A 15,987-nucleotide genomic window follows, 5' to 3' on the forward strand; every position below is an offset into this window, starting at 1 on the left:
GTTCGAAAATGATCGGGCCGTGACCGTCCCGAACGGATAATTTCCCCGCATCGGTGGTGTGCTGATCGCATCGATCACAAAAAAAGTTCGAAATATCAGCCAGATCGTGCGACACACCGGCCCAATTGGCGGATGGCCCCGCGCAAACCCCTCTACCGTGTGAGGCGTGAGCAGCAGTGGCCTCATCTACGCAGTCATCGTCGGGGCCTGGGCCGCCTACTTGGTGCCGATGTGGCTCCGTAGGCAGGACGAGCTGAACGAGGCCCGTCCGACGGAACGCTTCAGCACCGCCATCCGGCTGCTGTCCGGACGGGCGGGCATGGAGCGCCGGTACGCCAAGGACCTGCGGTCCCGCTCCGCCGACGAGGCGGAGCCCGACGCCGACGCCCCGGACGCCGTCACCGACTCGGTGGACGTCCGGGCCTTCGCCGTGTCCAGAACCCGCCGGTACACCCAGCCGGACGCCGGGGGACAGGCGCACGGCCGCAGGCCCGGGCAGCCCGCCGAACCCGCGCGGTCCCCGGAACCCGAGCGGACTCCCGAGCCCGACCGGTCCCCGGAAGCCGAACGGCCCCGGGAGCCCGAGCGGCCCGAGCGGCCCGGGCAGTCCGGACAGGCGCCCCGGGGCGGCGGCGCGGCGGCACGCGGACGCGTACCCCAGGCCCGGCGCGCCCCCGAGTCACCGGCGGCCGCGGCCCGCGCCCGGCGCACCAAGGCACTCGCGCGCCGACGGCGTACGACCGTGATGCTCTTCCTCGCCTTCACGCTCGGCTCGGTCGTCGCGGCGGTCGGCGGGCTCGCCTTCCTCTGGGCCCCCGGTGTGCCCGCGGTGCTGCTCAGCGCCTACATCGCCTACCTGCGCACGCAGGAGCGCCGCCGGTTCGCCTTCCAGATGGACCGGCGGCAGGCCGAGGTCGCCGCCCAGCGGCTGCGCGAGGGCCGTCCCCGCAGGCGCACGCCCGCCGACCCGGCCGCCCCCGCCGGCGACCCGGACGCCGAGGAACCGGACGACGGGCCCGAGGCGGAGTCCGACCCGGGCCTGTCGGCCCTCGCCGCGGACCGGCGCGCGCTGGTCGAGCAGACCGACCACGCCGAGTGGGTCGACCAGCAGCGCGAGCGGCAGCGACGGCCCCAGGGCGACAGCTGGGACCCCGTGCCCGTGCCGCTGCCCACCTACGTGACCGCGCCGGTCGCCCCCCGCGCCACGCCGGACGTGGACCTCTCCGCGCCGGACGCGTGGAGTTCGGCGCGGTCCAGTGCCGTCGCCCCCGAGCAGCGGGACGCGAGGGCCGACCCCGGCCCGGACCGCCCCGCCCCCCAGGCCGAGGAGCGGCCGGAGACACCCGGCCGCAGCGGCGTCCGCCGGGCCGCGTCCGCCCGACGGGCCCGGGAACGGGGCCGGACGCCGCTCTTCGACCAGTACGAGGACGGCGACCGACCCCGCGCCGCCAACGAATAGCCCCGCCGGGGCCGCCCCCTCCCGGTCCCCGGAAGCGATTTTTGAGCAGGCCCCTCGGGGTGCTAAAGTTTCACTCGTTGCAAGGGCCTGTGGCGCAGTCCGGTAGCGCACCTCGTTCGCATCGAGGGGGCCAGGGGTTCAAATCCCCTCAGGTCCACGCACATTGACGAAGATCCCGTCCGATCATCACGATCGGGCGGGATCTTCGTCGTTCTCATGGCCGAGTCCCCCCCGGCGCTCACCGCGGGCGGGGGACGTGTCACCCGGCGACAGCCGCGTGAGGCGTCCCCCGTCGACCGAAGGGCTCTAGGGGACTTGGAGGGCCTTCGCGTAGCAGAGGCTGTCCTCGTGGAAGCGGTAGTAGCCGAACTTGGTGCACGGCTCGTATCCGCTGGAGGTGTACAGGGCGACGGCCTCCGGCTGCTTGGTGCCGGTCTCCAGGACCATGCGGGTCCGGCCGGCCGCGCGGGCGTCCTCCTCCAGGGCCGCCAGGATGCGGCGGGCCAGCCCGCGGCCGCGCACCTGCTCGATCACGAACATCCGCTTGAGCTCGGCGTCCCCGTCGAGGTTGCCCTCGGCGTTGGCGTCCTGGCCGCGCCAGCCGCCGGAGGCGACCGGGACGTCGTTCTCGTCGTACGCGATCAGGTACAGGCCGTTCGGCGGCGCGAAGTCCGACGGGTCCAGGTGCGTGGCGTCGCCGCCGTCGCCGTAGCGGACGTCGTACTCGGCCTGGACCTCGTCGTTGAGTTTCACGGCGTCGGGGTGGTCGAAGGGGACCCGGCGTATGTTCATGCTACCTACCGTATATCGATGCGAGATCCGGGATCGGGGCACCGTCCAGTGTGCCGGTATCGTGCCCTGGTGCTCACCGTGACCTCCGTGAATGTGAACGGTCTGCGCGCCGCCGCGAAGAAGGGCTTCGTGGAGTGGCTCGCCGACACCTCCGCCGACGTGCTGTGCCTCCAGGAGGTGCGGGCCGAGCCCCAGCAGCTTCCCGAGCACGTCCGTACGCCCGAAGGCTGGCACGTCACGCACGCCCCCGCCGCCGCCAAGGGCCGGGCCGGCGTCTCCCTCTACACCCGCCGCGAGCCCGACCGCGTCCAGGTCGGTTTCGGTTCGGCGGAGTTCGACACCAGTGGCCGCTACGTCGAGGCCGACCTGCCCGGTGTGACGGTCGCCTCCCTCTATCTGCCCTCCGGCGAGGTCGGCACCGAGCGCCAGGAGGAGAAGGTCCGCTTCATGGGCGAGTTCCTCGCCTACCTCAAGGAGCTGCGCGAGCGCGCCGCCGCCGACGGCCGCGAGGTCGTGGTCTGCGGCGACTGGAACATCGCGCACCGCGAGGCCGACCTCAGGAACTGGCGCGCCAACCGGAAGAACTCCGGGTTCCTCCCGGAGGAACGGGAGTGGCTCGGCCGCGTCCTCGACCCGGCCGAGGGCGGCTACGTCGACGTGGTCCGCGCCCTGCACCCGGACACCGAGGGGCCGTACTCGTGGTGGTCGTACCGGGGGCGGGCCTTCGAGAACGACGCTGGGTGGAGAATCGACCTTGCGGTGGCGACTGCCGGGCTAGCCGGGCGTGCCGTCAAGGCGTTCGTAGAGCGAGCTGCCAGTCATGAGGAACGCTGGTCGGATCACGCGCCGGTGACGACCGTCTTCGAACAGTGACGGCAGGGAAGGCGGGGCGCAGCTTTGTCACGCCCCGCACTGTGTCCCGACTGCGGTTGATCAGGCAGCAGGCGGCCTCTCGATGCTGAACCTCAGCCGTGAAGTGTCCGGACCGGCCAGCCGTTCCGGGCCACCGCCGGACCGTCCCTTGGCAACGGTCACGCGGGCCCCGTGCTTGAGGAGCTGCTCACGAGTGACGTCGACCGCCGCGGTGTACACCTCGCGGTAACGGTCGACGGTGTAGTCGTCCAGCCAGCTGGCGCGAATGGCGGCCGGAGCGGGACAGGTCGTACCTCGTGCGGAGGCGCGGCACGCATAGTCGCCGTACGCGTAGGCCTTCCTCGCGGCGAAGTACATGCGGCCACCGCACCCGGCGCAATGGGCTACGCCGATCAGCAGGGCGGTCTCACGGCGTCGGGGGTGATGGCCGATCGATCGGGCATCAAGGACCTTCTGCAGAGCGTGGAACTCCTCCTCGGTCAGCAACGGTGCGCCGATCAGAACGGGTGAGCCGTCGGCGGCGCGGACCGACTCTCCTTTGTGAACCCGATGCCCCATCAGTGCCGGTGTGCGAAGGATCTTGGACAGACTGCCGCCCGTCCAGCGGAATCGCTCGAAGTCCCGTCCGTGGCGTCTGCCACCAGTGGGGCGTCCTTGAAGCTGGGCGTGCCGGTCCCGTGGCACCGGGATGCCGGCGTCTTCGAGTGCACGTGCAAGGGCGACCAGCGAGAGCCCCGAATGCACACCGTTGACAAGGGTGCGGACGACTTCGGTGGTCTCCGGATCAGGAGCCAGGCACCACCCGACACCAGAGGGATGGGGAGCCTTCATGTACCCGAATGGAATTAGGCCCCCGGCATACCGGCCCGACGCGCGCAGTGCTTCGTGGGCGCTGGTGAGCCGAGCGGAAAGGGCACGGGTCTCCTGCTCGGCGGCGTAGGCCAGCCCCATGCAACGAAGGATGACCTTGCCGCTGGCCTGTTGCGGGACTACGAGTGGCTGTTCGTCCTCGGGTTGGCAGAAGACGAGCGTCGTCGTGTGCTGCTGTCCCCACTCGATCAGCTGGGACATGTGAGCGACGGACCGTACGGCTCGATCCACATGTGACCACACGATGGCCTCGTACTGCTCAGGGCGCTGGAGCCAAGGCGCGAGGGAGGGTCGCTCGAACGGTGACGAGGTGCGTGCGGAGACTCCGAGATCGGCGGCCTCGGCGATGAGCATCAAACCCATCTGCCGGGCGCGCAGGCGGATCGCCGCCCGTTGCCTGTCGGGGGAAGTGGTCACACTGGTGACGGTGCTGAGACGTACGGCGCCGAGGGCTCGCGGTGCTGGGCCGGGAGGCGAAGCGGGCAGGTGGCTACGCTGTGGCATGTCGACGCTCCTTGACAGGGTCGGCCGTACCCCGGGGCTGGTCGCACAGCCGCCGGGGCCTTTTCGATCTCACTGTCGGAGCAGGAACTGACTTTCGTAGGCGGATTCCGGAGAAGTAGCCCGATGGGGTGAACGAGTCAGGTGGAGTCCGTTCGCGTCCTTATCCGCCGGTCCAACGCCAGGGACAGTTCCGCCTCGACCACGCTGCGGGCGAGGGGGCGCAGGCGGTCGAGGTCCTGGGCGGGGGCGTGGCGTCGTACGAGGTCGGCGAAGAGGTCGGCCAGGGCGTCGGCGTGTTCGCGGACGCGGGCGCCGGCCCGGAGGACCTCGCCGAGCGGGATGCCCTCGCGGACCAGGGCCGAGGAGACCTCCAGCAGGCGGTGGCTGATGTGGACGAGTTCGTCGCCGTCGGTGCCGAGATAGCCGAGGTCCATCGCGGCGGCCAGGTTCTCCGGGGTGACCTCGCCCTCGAAGCGGGCGGCGAGTTCCTCGGGGGTGAGGCGGACCGGGGTCTCCTCGGTGGGTTCGCCGAGGCCGAGCAGGTCGCCGACGTCGCGGCCGTGGTCGAAGGCGTCGGCGAGTTCCGCGATGCCGTTCAGGGTGTGGCCGCGTTCCAGGAGGGCGGCGATGGTGCGCAGCCGGGCCAGGTGGTGGTCGTCGTACCAGGCGATGCGGCCCTCGCGGCGGGGTGGCGGGATCAGTTTGCGTTCGCGGTAGAAGCGCAGGGTGCGCACCGTGATGCCGGCCAGCCGGGCCAGTTCCTCCATGCGGTATTCACGCTTCTCGGTCACGCCCCGACCTTAAGTCGTACCGCGGGTAACTTTCCTCGCCGCGCCCCCTACCCATGAGTACGGAGCTGTTCTACGCTCCCATTGCGCCAGTGTTCACTGGCAGAGTCCTAGGCGATGCGTGGAGGCTTACGGGATGGCCGAGCACGAGCAGGTTCAGGAACACGTGCGGGTGGCGGTGATCGGGTCGGGCTTCGGCGGGCTGGGGGCCGCCGTGCGGCTGCGCCGTGAGGGGATCACCGACTTCGTCGTGCTGGAGCGGTCGGACAGCGTCGGGGGCACCTGGCGGGACAACAGCTACCCCGGCTGTGCCTGTGACGTGCCCTCCCACCTGTACTCCTTCTCCTTCGCCCCCAATCCCGAGTGGCCCCGCACCTTCTCCGGGCAGGAGCACATCCGCGCCTACCTGGAGCACGTGACCGACACCTTCGGGCTCCGTCCCCACATCCGCTTCGGCTCCGAGGTGAAGAGGGCGGCCTGGGACGGTGAGCGGATGCGGTGGGAGATCGACACCGCGAGCGGCAGCCTGACCGCCGATGTCGTGGTCTCCGCCACCGGGCCGCTGTCCGACCCGAAGGTCCCGGACATCCCCGGGCTGGAGTCCTTCCCCGGCGAGGTCTTCCACTCGGCCCGCTGGGACCACGACTACGACCTCACCGGCAAGCGGGTCGCCATGATCGGTACCGGCGCCTCCGCGATCCAGATCGTGCCGTCCATCCAGCCGCAGGTGGGCCGGCTCACGCTCTTCCAGCGCACCCCGGCCTGGGTGATGCCCCGCATGGACCGGGCGATCAGCGGTGCCGAGCGGGCCCTGCACCGGGCGCTGCCCGTCACCACCAAGCTGCGCCGGGGACTGCTGTGGGGCATCCGGGAGCTCCAGGTGCAGGCGTTCACCAAACACCCGAACGAGCTGGGCTTCGTCGAGCAGATCGCCAAGCGCAACATGGGCGCCGCCATCAAGGACCCGGCCCTGCGCGCCAAGCTGACCCCCGACTACCGCATCGGCTGCAAGCGGATCCTGCTGTCGAGCACGTACTACCCGGCGCTCGCCCAGCCCAACGTCGACGTCGTCGCGAGCGGGCTCAGCGAGGTGCGCGGCTCGACCCTGGTCGCCGCCGACGGCACCGAGGCGGAGGCGGACGCGATCATCTTCGGTACCGGCTTCCACGTGACCGACATGCCCATCGCCGAGCGTGTCGTGGGCGCGGACGGACGGACCCTCGCCGAGACCTGGAAGGGCGGCATGGAGTCCCTGCGCGGCGCCTCGGCGGCCGGCTTCCCCAACTTCATGACGATCATCGGGCCCAACACCGGGCTCGGGAACTCCTCGATGATCCTGATGATCGAGTCCCAGCTGAACTACCTGGCGGACTACCTGCGTCAGATCGACGTGCTCGGTGGCACGGTCGCCCTCGACGCCCGCCCCGCCGCCGTGCGGACGTGGAACCACCGGGTGCAGGAGCGCATGAAGCGCACGGTGTGGAACACCGGCGGCTGCACCAGCTGGTACCTGGACGCGAGCGGCCGCAACACCACCGTCTGGCCCGGCACGACCGCCGAGTTCCGCCGGATGACGCGGCGCGTGGACCTCGCCGAGTACGAGGTGCTGCGGGCGCAGGCCGCCACGAGGGCGGCCGCCGGGGAGGGCGAGGCGCAGACCACCGGCCCGAGCACCGGCCGGAGCACCGGGGTGAGCGCGTGAGCCGCATCCTGCACGACGCCGCCGGGCCGTACGCCCCGCCCGTCCCCGCCCACGAGACGACCGTCGTCGCGGCCGATGGCGCCCGCCTCCACGTCGAGGTGCACGGCCGCGAGGACGCGCCCGCGGTCGTCCTCGCGCACGGCTGGTGCTGCTCGACCGCCTTCTGGGCGGCGCAGATCCGCGCGCTCGCCGCCGACCACCGGGTCATCGCCTACGACCAGCGCGGCCACGGCCGCAGCCCGGCCCACCCGGCCTGCTCCACCGAGACCCTCGCCGACGACCTCGAAGCCGTCCTCGCGGCCACGCTCGGCCCGGACGAACGGGCGGTGGTCGCCGGGCACTCCATGGGCGGCATGACGGTGATGGCTGCCGCCACCCGGCCCCGGGTGCGGGCGCACGTGGCGGCCGTCCTGCTGTGCAGCACGGGCAGTTCGCGGCTGGTGGCGTCCTCGACCGTGGTGCCGCTCGGGGAGGGCCGGGTGCGGACCTGGCTGACCCGGCGGATCCTCGGCTCCCGGGCGCCGCTCGGCCCGGTCACTCCGCTCGCGCGCCGCATCCTCAAGTACGGGACACTGGGCCCCGGTTCGGGCCCGCACATGGTGGAGGCCTGCGCCCGCATCGTGCACGCCTGTCCGCGCGGGGTGCGGCACGCCTGGTCGCAGGTGCTGGACCTGCTCGACCTGGACGAGGGGGTGCGGGAGTTGACGATGCCGGTCGAGGTCGTGGTCGGCACCGCGGACCGGCTGACCCCGCCGGTGCAGGCCCGTGCGCTCGTCGCCGCACTGCCGAACTGCGTGGGCGTCACGGAGCTTCCCGGCGTCGGCCACATGACGCCGGTGGAGGCGCCGGACCTGGTCACCGGGAAGATCCGCGCCCTCGCCGCCGCCCACCTGTCCACTGCACGCGAGGAGCGTGCCGTACCCGCAGAGGAGAGCGCATGAGCAGGGTGAGCCTGGAAGGACGGGTCGCCGTCGTCACCGGAGCGGCACGGGGCGTGGGGGAGTTGCTGGCCCGCAAGCTGTCCGCGCGCGGGGTGAAGCTCGCCCTGGTCGGCCTGGAGCCGGACGCGCTGAAGCAGGTCTCGGCGCGGCTGCACAGCGAGAGCGAGCACTGGCACGCCGACGTCACCGACCACGAGGCGATGGCCCGGGTCGCCGAGGAGGTGAAGCAGCGCTTCGGCAGGGTCGACATCGTCGTCGCCAACGCGGGCGTCGCCACCGGCGGTCCCTTCGTCGACTCCGACCCGGAGTCCTGGCGGCGGGTGATCGAGGTCAATCTGATCGGCTCGGCGGTGACGGCCCGCGCCTTCCTGCCGGCGCTGCTGGAGAGCCGTGGCTACCTGCTCCAGATCGCGTCCCTCGCCGCCCTCACGCCCGCGCCGATGATGTCGGCGTACTGCGCGTCCAAGTCCGGTGTGGAGGCGTACGCGCACAGCCTGCGCGGTGAGGTCGGCCACCGGGGGGTGAAGGTCGGCGTGGGCTACCTGTCCTGGACCGACACGGACATGGTGCGGGGGGCCGACCAGGACGACGTCATGCGGGAGTTGCGGCAGCGGCTGCCCTGGCCGTCGAACAAGACCTATCCGCTGGGTCCGGCGGTCGACCGGCTCGTGGAGGGCATAGAGCGCCGCTCCGCCCACGTCTACGGGCAGTGGTGGCTGCGCGGCATGCAGGGCGTGCGCGGGTACCTGCCGGCCCTCATCGGCACCGTGGGACAGCGCGAGATGCGGCGCTTCGGGGACCGGCTGGACCACGTGCGCGTGGGCCTGGTCGGGGCCGGCGGAGCCGCCGACGAAAAGCAGCGGAACAGCCCCGCCACCAGCACCGTTACGGTCCGTAAGTGATCGACATGCGCACGGTCACCGCCCATGTGAATCTGATCGGGCACCCGGCCGATCCGGTCGGGCCCGATCAGCACAGGAGTGAACCCACATGGGTATGAAGGACCAGTTCCAGGACAAGGCCGAGCGCATGCAGCAGCAGGGCAAGCAGCGGGCCGAGCAGGCCAAGGACCAATTCCAGAACCGCGACCGCCGTCGCGACGAGGACGAGGTCGACCCCGCCCGTCGCCGGGCCGCGGAGGAGCGGGACCCGTCCTCGCGCCGTCGTGACGCCGACGAGCGTCTCGAGGAGAGCTACGACGCCTGACGCGTCGAGGCCGAGGTGAAGGGGCGTCCTCCCACGGGGGAGGACGCCCCTTCACCGTGCCCGGCCCCCGTCCCCGGCCCTTGTGTCACGCCCGCGGTGGCAGCGGCGGGCGGGAGCGGTCGGGTACGTCCCCGTAGCCGGGGGGCGTGGCGGGCGGGTCGGTCTCCAGCAGCTCCAGCGCCAGCCGGACCGCCTCGTCCAGCACCGGGTAGCGGCCCTCCGCCCAGTCCAGCGGGGTGCGCAGGGCCTCGACGTCGGGGGCGACGCCGTAGTTCTCCACGGACCAGCCGTAGGCGTCGAACCAGGCCGCGTTCATCGGCACCGTGATCACCGTGTCGTCGCCGAGCCGGTGCCGGCCGGTCATGCCGACGACTCCGCCCCAGGTGCGCTGGCCGACCACCGGGCCGAGCCGCAGCAGCTTGAACGCGGCCGTGATCATGTCCCCGTCGGAGGACGTCGCCTCGTCCGCGACGGCCACCACGGGCCCGCGCGGCGCGTTGGAGGTGTACGACACCGGTTGCGCGTTGCGGGTCAGGTCCCAGCCGAGGATGGTGCGGGTCAGCTTCTCGATGACGAGTTCGCTGATGTGCCCTCCGGCGTTGCCGCGCACGTCCACGATCAGCGCCGGACGGGACACCTCCATGCGCAGGTCGCGGTTGAACTGCGCCCAGCCGGAGCCGCCCATGTCGGGGATGTGCAGGTAGCCGCAGCGGCCGTCGCTCAACCTCCGCACCACCTCGCGGCGTTTGGCCACCCAGTCCTGGTAGCGCAGCGGTCGTTCGTCGACGAGCGGTACGACGGCGATGCGCCGGGCCGGGCCCAAGCAGCCCTCCGCCGGGTCGAAGGTCAGCTCCACCGTCGTGCCGCCCGCGCCCGCCAGCAGCGGGTAGGGACCCGTCACCGGGTCGACCGGCCGGCCGTCGACGTGCGTGAGCACCGCCCCCTCGCGGATGCCCGTACCGGCCAGCGGGGAGCGGGCCTTGGAGTCGGAGGAGTCACCGGGCAGGATGCGCTTGACCAGCCACCGCCCCTCCCGGCACACGAGGTTGGCGCCGAGCAGGCCCTGCCGGCGCTGGTAGTGCGCGGGGCCCTCGTTGCGCCGGGCGGCGGAGACGTAGGCGTGGGAGGTGCCCAGCTCGCCGAGCACCTCGCGGAGCAGGTCGGCGAACTCGTCCGGGGAGGCGACCCGTTCGACCAGCGGGCGGTACTGGTCCAGCACCGCGTCCCAGTCGATGCCGCACATGCCGGGGTCCCAGAAGTAGGCGCGGATCAGGCGGCCCGCCTCGTCGTAGGCCTGGCGCCACTCCGCGCCCGGGTCGACCTCGTGCAGGATGCGCCGCAGGTCGATCCAGGTGGTCGTGTCGCTGTCGCCGGCCTCGGCGGCGGGCACCGCGCGCAGGTCGCCCTCGTCGAGGACGACCAGGCGGGTGCCGTCGCCGCTGACCCGGAACCAGTCGAGGTGGTCGACCAGTTCGGACTTCCTGGCCTTGGCGAGGTTGAAGTGCTCCAGGGTCGGCCGCTCGCTCGGGTCCGCCGGGTTGGCGAAGGTCTCGCCGAGCGCGCCCGAGATCGGCCAGCGCAGCCAGACCAGGCCGCCGCCCGCGACCGGGTGCAGCGCCGAGTACTTGGAGGCGGTGACCGGGAACGGTGTCACGCGGCTCTCCAGCCCCTCCACCTCGACGGTCACCGTGCCGCCCTCGCCGGGCTCGTCGTCCAGCGGGTCCAGGCCGCCGGCGGCGGGGCGGCCCTCGGGGTTCAGCGCGAAGGGGGAGGGGGTCGCGGAGGAGAGCGGCACCAGGTAGGGGCGGCAGCCCAGCGGGAAGGACAGGTCGCCGGTGTGCACGTCGTACACCGGGTCGAAGCCGCGCCAGGACAGGAAGGCGAGGTAGCGGCCGTCCCGGGTGAAGACCGGGTTCTCGTCCTCGAAGCGGCCGTTGGTGACGTCGACGACGAGGGGGCCCTCCGGCCCGTCGATGCGGGCCATCCTGATCTGCCGCAGCGAGCGCCCGATGCCGGGGTGCGACCAGGTGAGCCAGGCCCCGTCCGGGGAGAAGGCGAGGTCGCGCACGGGACCGTTGTCGGACCGGACCAGCTCGGTGACGTGGCCTCCGGCGGTTCCGGTGGGGGTGACCACCTCGGCCGGGCTCCCGGCGTCTCCCGAGGCTCCCGCGTCTCCCGTCTTCCCCGCGCCTCCCGCCTTCCCGGCGTCTCCCGAGGCTCCCGCGTCTCCCGTCTTCCCGGCGTCTCCCGTCTTCCCGGCGTCTCCCGCCTTCCCGGCGTCTCCCGAGGCTCCCGCGTCTCCCGAGTCCCCCGCCTCTCCCGAGTCCCCCGCCTCTCCCGAGTCCCCGACGCCCCCCGCGGCCAGCGCCTGGGCGGCCTCCCCGTCCTCCTCCGAGACGTCGAGCAGCAGCAGCCGGCCGTCGTGGGAGGCGAGGGCGAGGCGCTCGCCCGCCGGGTCCGAGACCAGCTCCAGGACCCGGCCCAGCGCTCCGGACGCCAGCCGCCGGGGTGCGCGGCTCCCGGTCGCCCGCGGCAGGTGGACGATCTCGACGGCGTCCTCGCCCGCCGCGTCCGTCACGTACGCGATCCGTCCGCTCGCCCCGAGCATCTCCGGCAGCCGCACCCGTACTCCCGGGGTGTCGGCGAGGGTGCGGGCCGGTCCGTCGCGGTGGGTGAGCCAGTACAGGCTGCCGCGCACCACCACGGCGCTCGCCCGGCCCGTCTCGTCGACGGAGAAGCCACCCACGTGCTGGGCGGCGGGCACCGGGTGGGTGCGCCGTCCCGCGCGCGGCCCGCTGAGCCGGACGTCGAGCCGGCGCGGCACCGAGCCGGGCGACAGGCTGTCGACGATCCACAGGTCGCCGGCGCACTGGTACACCACGCGGGTGCCGTCGCTCGCCGCGTGCCGGGCGTAGAAGGCGTCGTGGTCGGTGTGCCGGCGCAGGTCGGTGCCGTCGTGGGCGCAGGAGTAGAGGTTGCCGACGCCCTCGTGGTCGGAGAGGAAGGCGATCCGGCCGCTGACGAACAGGGGGGAGTGCAGATGGCCGCCCAGGTCGGGCAGGAGCCGCTGCCCGTGCAGCCAGAGCCGGCCGGTGGCCCCGCCCCGGTAGCGCTTCCAGGAGGCGGGTTCGTGCGGCGGGGTGCCGGTGAGCAGGAGGGTCCTGCGTTCGCCGTCGAGGTCGGCGGCCTGGATGTCGGTGACCGGGCCCCAGGGGAGTTTGCGGCCGGGGTCGCCGGCCGGGTCGACCTTGTAGGCCCAGGTGAGGTGGGAGAAGGGCTCGCCGTGGGAGGCGACGGCGAGGATGGCGGCGGTGCCGTCGGGCTCGGGGGGCGACCAACCGCAGACCCGGGTGTCGAGGCCGCCCCAGTGGGTGAGCCGGCGCCCGGGGCCGCCGTCGACGGGGACGAGGTGGACCTCCGGCACCAGGCTGCGCCAGCTGGTGTACGCGATGTGGCGCCCGTCCGGGGAGAAGCGCGGGTGGCCGGCCTTGGCGCGGTCGACGGTGAGCCGCCAGGCGCGGCCGGGACCGTCGAGGTCCGCCAGCCAGAGGTCGTCCTCGGCCACGAAGCACAACTGGTCGCCACTGAGGTGGGGAAGGCGCAGATAACTCACCCACCCCATGCTTTTCCGGGCCCGGGGTACCGGCAACTTATGGGGAGCTGACAACCGTGACCCAAGCCACGTACGAAACCGTTTCGTTTCGATAGGGGGTGGGGTACCTTTTCGGTGTACGAAACGGTGTCGTTCTGACCGTCGGCACCCGGGGAAGTGGAGAGAGAGGTGAGCGGGATGACCGAGGCAGCCACCGTGCGCCGCAGTCGGATCACTCCCGAGCGCGAGGCCGAGCTGTACGAGGCCGTGCTCGACCTGCTCCGCGAAGTCGGCTACGACGCCCTCACCATGGACGCCGTGGCCGCCCGCACCCGCTCCAGCAAGGCGACGCTCTACCGCCAGTGGGGCGGCAAGCCCGAGCTGGTCGTCAAGGCGATGCGGCACAACAAGCCGGGGGAGATCAGCGAGGTCGACACCGGCACGCTCCGGGGCGACCTGCACGCGCTGCTGGCCCGCGAGGACGACTGCACCATGGCCCAGAACTCCGCGCTGATGCGGGGCGTGGCCATGGCCCTGCACCAGAACCCGGACCTGCGCCAGGCCTTCCGGGAGCAACTCGTCGAACCGGAGATGGCGGAGTTCCGGCGCCTGCTGCAGCGCGCCGTCGACCGGGGCGAGATCAGAGCGGACTGCCCGGCGCTGGAGTTCCTCGTGCACATGATGGTCGGCGGCTTCGCCACCCGGACGCTGCTCGACGACCAGCCCCCCACCCGGGCCTTCCTCACCTCGTACATCGACGCCGTGATGCTCCCCGCCCTCGGCGTCTCCCCCACCCCCTGATCCGTCCCCCCACCCTCGGGCGATCCCCACCTGGTCCCCGACCGCATCCACCTGAGCCCCACCTGAGCCCCACCTGACGTCACCTCCCCCATTGCCTCAAGGGCATGGGTGGTACCCCCACCGTCGTCGGGCTGATCACCCCTGCCCTGAAGACCCACGACCTGACCGGGAGTACGCCCCCGTGGCAACGTTCCTCTACAAACTCGGCCGGCTCGCCTTCCGCCGACGGCACTTCGTCGCCCTCATATGGGTGGCCCTGCTGACGCTCGCCGGCGTCGGCGCGGCCAGTGCCCCGCCCGCCGGCACCACCTCCTTCTCCATCCCCGGCACCGAGGCCCAGAAGGCCTTCGACCTGCTCGAGGAGCGCTTCCCGGGACAGAGCGCCGACGGGGCCACCGCACGCGTGGTCTTCAAGGCACCGTCCGGCGAGAAGATGACCGACGCCGGCCACAGGGCCACCGTCGAGAAGGCCGTCGCCGACCTGGCCGACGGCTCCGAGGTCGCCTCGGTCGCCGACCCCTACCAGGGCAAGGCCGTCAGCAAGGACGGCGCGATCGCCTACGCGTCGGTCCGGTACGACGTCTCCGGCATGGAGCTGGAGGAGTCCACCAAGGACGCCCTGGAGGACGCCGCGCAGCAGGCGCGTGACGCCGGGCTGACCGTCGAGGTCGGCGGTGACGCGCTCCAGGCGGTGCCGCACACCGGCGCCACGGAGATCATCGGCATCGCGGTGGCCGCCGTCGTCCTCGTCATCACCTTCGGCTCGCTGGTCGCGGCCGGACTGCCCCTGCTCACGGCCCTGATCGGCGTCGGCATCGGCGTCTCCTCCATCACCGCTCTCGCGAGCGTGCTGGAGCTGGGCTCCACCACCTCCATCCTGGCGATGATGATCGGCCTCGCGGTCGGCATCGACTACGCCCTGTTCATCGTCTCCCGCTACCGCGCCGAACTCGCCGAGGGGCGTGAGCGCGAGGAGGCCGCGGGCCGGGCGGTCGGCACCGCCGGCTCGGCGGTCGTCTTCGCCGGCCTCACGGTCGTCATCGCCCTGGTGGGCCTCGCGGTCGTCAACATCCCGATGCTGACCAAGATGGGCATCGCGGCGGCCGCCACCGTCGCCATCGCGGTCCTGATCGCCCTGACGATGGTCCCCGCGCTGCTCGGTTACGCCGGCCGCCGGGTCAAGCCGACCGGTGCGAAGGGCAGGCTGCTGGGCGGCGCCCGGAAGAAGGACGCCGCGAAGGACGCCGCGAAGGACGGCACGAAGGACGCCGCGAAGGCCCAGGGCGGGCCCGCCAAGGCCAACCTCGGCACCCGCTGGGCGAGCTTCGTCGTCCGCCGTCCGCTGGCCGTCCTGCTGCTGGGCGTCGTCGGCCTCGGGGCCGCCGCGATCCCCGCGGCCTCCCTGGAACTGGGCCTGCCCGACGACGGCTCCCAGCCGACGTCCACCACCCAGCGCCGGGCCTACGACCTGCTCTCGGAGGGCTTCGGCCCCGGCTTCAACGGGCCGCTGATGGTCGTCGTGGACGCCAAGGGCAGCGAGGCCCCCCAGCAGGTCTTCACCGACGTCTCCGACGAGATCAAGGGACTCGACGACGTCGTGGCGGTGACCCCGGCCGCGCCCAACAAGGCCGGCGACACCGCGACGATCACCGTGATCCCCGACTCCAAGCCGTCCTCCGTGCAGACCGAGGACCTGGTGCACGCCATCCGCGACGCGGGCGGCGCCATCAAGGCGGACACCGGGGCGGAGACCCTCGTCACCGGTTCGACGGCGATGAACATCGACGTCAGCCAGAAACTGAACGACGCGCTGGTGCCGTACCTGGTCCTGGTCGTCGGCCTGGCCTTCCTCCTGCTGATCGTGGTCTTCCGCTCGATCCTGGTCCCGCTGAAGGCGGCCCTCGGCTTCCTGCTCTCCGTCATGGCGGCGCTCGGCGCGGTCGTCGCGGTCTTCCAGTGGGGCTGGCTGTCCGGCCTGATGGGCGTCGAGGAGACCGGTCCGGTCATGTCGATGATGCCGATCTTCATGGTCGGCGTGGTCTTCGGCCTGGCCATGGACTACGAGGTCTTCCTGGTCACCCGCATGCGCGAGGCCTACGTCCACGGCGAGAAGCCGAACCAGGCCGTCGTGACCGGCTTCAAGCACGGCGCGAGGGTGGTTACAGCGGCGGCGGTCATCATGATGGCGGTCTTCGCGGGCTTCATCGGCTCCAGTGAGGCGATGGTCAAGATGATCGGCTTCGGGCTGGCGATCGCCGTCTTCTTCGACGCGTTCGTCGTCCGCATGGCCATCGTCCCGGCCGTCCTCGCGCTGCTCGGCAAGAAGGCCTGGTGGCTGCCGAGGTGGCTGGACCGCGCGCTGCCCAACGTGGACGTCGAGGGTGAGGGCCTGCGCACGGCCGAGGAGCGGGGCTCCGGCCCCGACGAGGACCGGGAGCTGGTGCGCACCTGACCCGCCC

At 72.3% G+C, this 15,987-nt stretch carries 12 protein-coding genes and 1 tRNA gene; 9 read left to right on the plus strand and 4 right to left on the minus strand.

The features are described 5' to 3' along the window. Positions 1 to 166: 166 nt before the first annotated feature. Both glpR and ACGF5T_RS08755 read left to right on the plus strand, forming a co-directional pair. Complete coding sequence (glpR, locus tag ACGF5T_RS08750; protein WP_366766796.1) at positions 167 to 1,459, plus strand: gephyrin-like molybdotransferase receptor GlpR; 1,293 nt, start codon at positions 167 to 169, stop codon at positions 1,457 to 1,459. A gap of 83 nt (positions 1,460 to 1,542) precedes the next feature. Next, positions 1,543 to 1,616 (plus strand) — tRNA-Ala (locus ACGF5T_RS08755). Positions 1,617 to 1,765: 149 nt separating this feature from the next. On the opposite strand, the gene ACGF5T_RS08760 is transcribed toward ACGF5T_RS08755, so the two are convergent. Then, on the minus strand, positions 1,766 to 2,251 hold the full coding sequence (locus ACGF5T_RS08760) for a GNAT family N-acetyltransferase (RefSeq protein WP_361013845.1): 486 nt from the start codon (positions 2,249 to 2,251) through the stop codon (positions 1,766 to 1,768). Positions 2,252 to 2,299: 48 nt separating this feature from the next. Here ACGF5T_RS08760 and ACGF5T_RS08765 point away from each other — a divergent pair, with 48 nt between their 5' ends. Next, the gene (locus ACGF5T_RS08765; RefSeq protein WP_361013952.1) at positions 2,300 to 3,124 is read left to right on the plus strand and encodes an exodeoxyribonuclease III; all 825 of its coding nucleotides are present in this window, start codon (positions 2,300 to 2,302) and stop codon (positions 3,122 to 3,124) included. A 60-nt stretch (positions 3,125 to 3,184) separates the two neighbouring features. Here ACGF5T_RS08765 and ACGF5T_RS08770 read toward each other — a convergent pair whose 3' ends face one another. Beyond that, on the minus strand, positions 3,185 to 4,411 hold the full coding sequence (locus ACGF5T_RS08770; RefSeq protein WP_366766795.1) for a recombinase family protein: 1,227 nt from the start codon (positions 4,409 to 4,411) through the stop codon (positions 3,185 to 3,187). A gap of 224 nt (positions 4,412 to 4,635) precedes the next feature. After that, entirely contained in the window at positions 4,636 to 5,289 is a 654-nt protein-coding gene (locus tag ACGF5T_RS08775; RefSeq protein WP_361013839.1) for a MerR family transcriptional regulator, read from the minus strand. Between the two features lie 133 nt (positions 5,290 to 5,422). On the opposite strand from ACGF5T_RS08775, the gene ACGF5T_RS08780 reads away from it, so the two are divergent. The 4 genes from ACGF5T_RS08780 (at position 5,423) to ACGF5T_RS08795 (ending at position 9,135) form a co-directional block, all read left to right on the plus strand. Beyond that, complete coding sequence (locus ACGF5T_RS08780) at positions 5,423 to 6,988, plus strand: NAD(P)/FAD-dependent oxidoreductase (RefSeq protein ID WP_361013836.1); 1,566 nt, start codon at positions 5,423 to 5,425, stop codon at positions 6,986 to 6,988. After that, entirely contained in the window at positions 6,985 to 7,929 is a 945-nt protein-coding gene (locus tag ACGF5T_RS08785; protein ID WP_361013833.1) for an alpha/beta hydrolase, read from the plus strand. The genes ACGF5T_RS08780 and ACGF5T_RS08785 overlap by 4 nt, the downstream gene beginning before the upstream one ends. Beyond that, the gene (locus ACGF5T_RS08790) at positions 7,926 to 8,831 is read left to right on the plus strand and encodes an SDR family oxidoreductase (RefSeq protein ID WP_356608974.1); all 906 of its coding nucleotides are present in this window, start codon (positions 7,926 to 7,928) and stop codon (positions 8,829 to 8,831) included. The genes ACGF5T_RS08785 and ACGF5T_RS08790 overlap by 4 nt, the downstream gene beginning before the upstream one ends. A gap of 88 nt (positions 8,832 to 8,919) precedes the next feature. Then, the gene (locus ACGF5T_RS08795) at positions 8,920 to 9,135 is read left to right on the plus strand and encodes a hypothetical protein (RefSeq protein WP_361013830.1); all 216 of its coding nucleotides are present in this window, start codon (positions 8,920 to 8,922) and stop codon (positions 9,133 to 9,135) included. Positions 9,136 to 9,220: 85 nt separating this feature from the next. On the opposite strand, the gene ACGF5T_RS08800 is transcribed toward ACGF5T_RS08795, so the two are convergent. Continuing rightward, entirely contained in the window at positions 9,221 to 12,757 is a 3,537-nt protein-coding gene (locus tag ACGF5T_RS08800) for a S41 family peptidase (protein WP_366766794.1), read from the minus strand. A 168-nt stretch (positions 12,758 to 12,925) separates the two neighbouring features. Here ACGF5T_RS08800 and ACGF5T_RS08805 point away from each other — a divergent pair, with 168 nt between their 5' ends. Together ACGF5T_RS08805 and ACGF5T_RS08810 are read left to right on the plus strand one after the other, a co-directional pair. Beyond that, on the plus strand, positions 12,926 to 13,528 hold the full coding sequence (locus tag ACGF5T_RS08805; protein ID WP_356608968.1) for a TetR/AcrR family transcriptional regulator: 603 nt from the start codon (positions 12,926 to 12,928) through the stop codon (positions 13,526 to 13,528). A gap of 181 nt (positions 13,529 to 13,709) precedes the next feature. Continuing rightward, entirely contained in the window at positions 13,710 to 15,980 is a 2,271-nt protein-coding gene (locus ACGF5T_RS08810) for an MMPL family transporter (RefSeq protein ID WP_361013823.1), read from the plus strand. Positions 15,981 to 15,987: the final 7 nt, after the last annotated feature.

Source organism: Streptomyces sp. NPDC047853 (genome assembly GCF_043204535.1).
Taxonomy (GTDB): domain Bacteria; phylum Actinomycetota; class Actinomycetes; order Streptomycetales; family Streptomycetaceae; genus Streptomyces.

Excerpts from the sequence above, each read along its gene's own strand:
- ACGF5T_RS08800 (WP_366766794.1), bottom strand. The coding sequence starts at position 12,757 with ATGGGGTGGGTGAGTTATCTGCGCCTTCCCCACCTCAGTGGCGACCAG.
- ACGF5T_RS08790 (WP_356608974.1), top strand. The coding sequence starts at position 7,926 with ATGAGCAGGGTGAGCCTGGAAGGACGGGTCGCCGTCGTCACCGGAGCG.
- ACGF5T_RS08805 (WP_356608968.1), top strand. The coding sequence starts at position 12,926 with ATGACCGAGGCAGCCACCGTGCGCCGCAGTCGGATCACTCCCGAGCGC.
- ACGF5T_RS08760 (WP_361013845.1), bottom strand. The coding sequence starts at position 2,251 with ATGAACATACGCCGGGTCCCCTTCGACCACCCCGACGCCGTGAAACTC.
- ACGF5T_RS08780 (WP_361013836.1), top strand. The coding sequence starts at position 5,423 with ATGGCCGAGCACGAGCAGGTTCAGGAACACGTGCGGGTGGCGGTGATC.
- ACGF5T_RS08795 (WP_361013830.1), top strand. The coding sequence starts at position 8,920 with ATGGGTATGAAGGACCAGTTCCAGGACAAGGCCGAGCGCATGCAGCAG.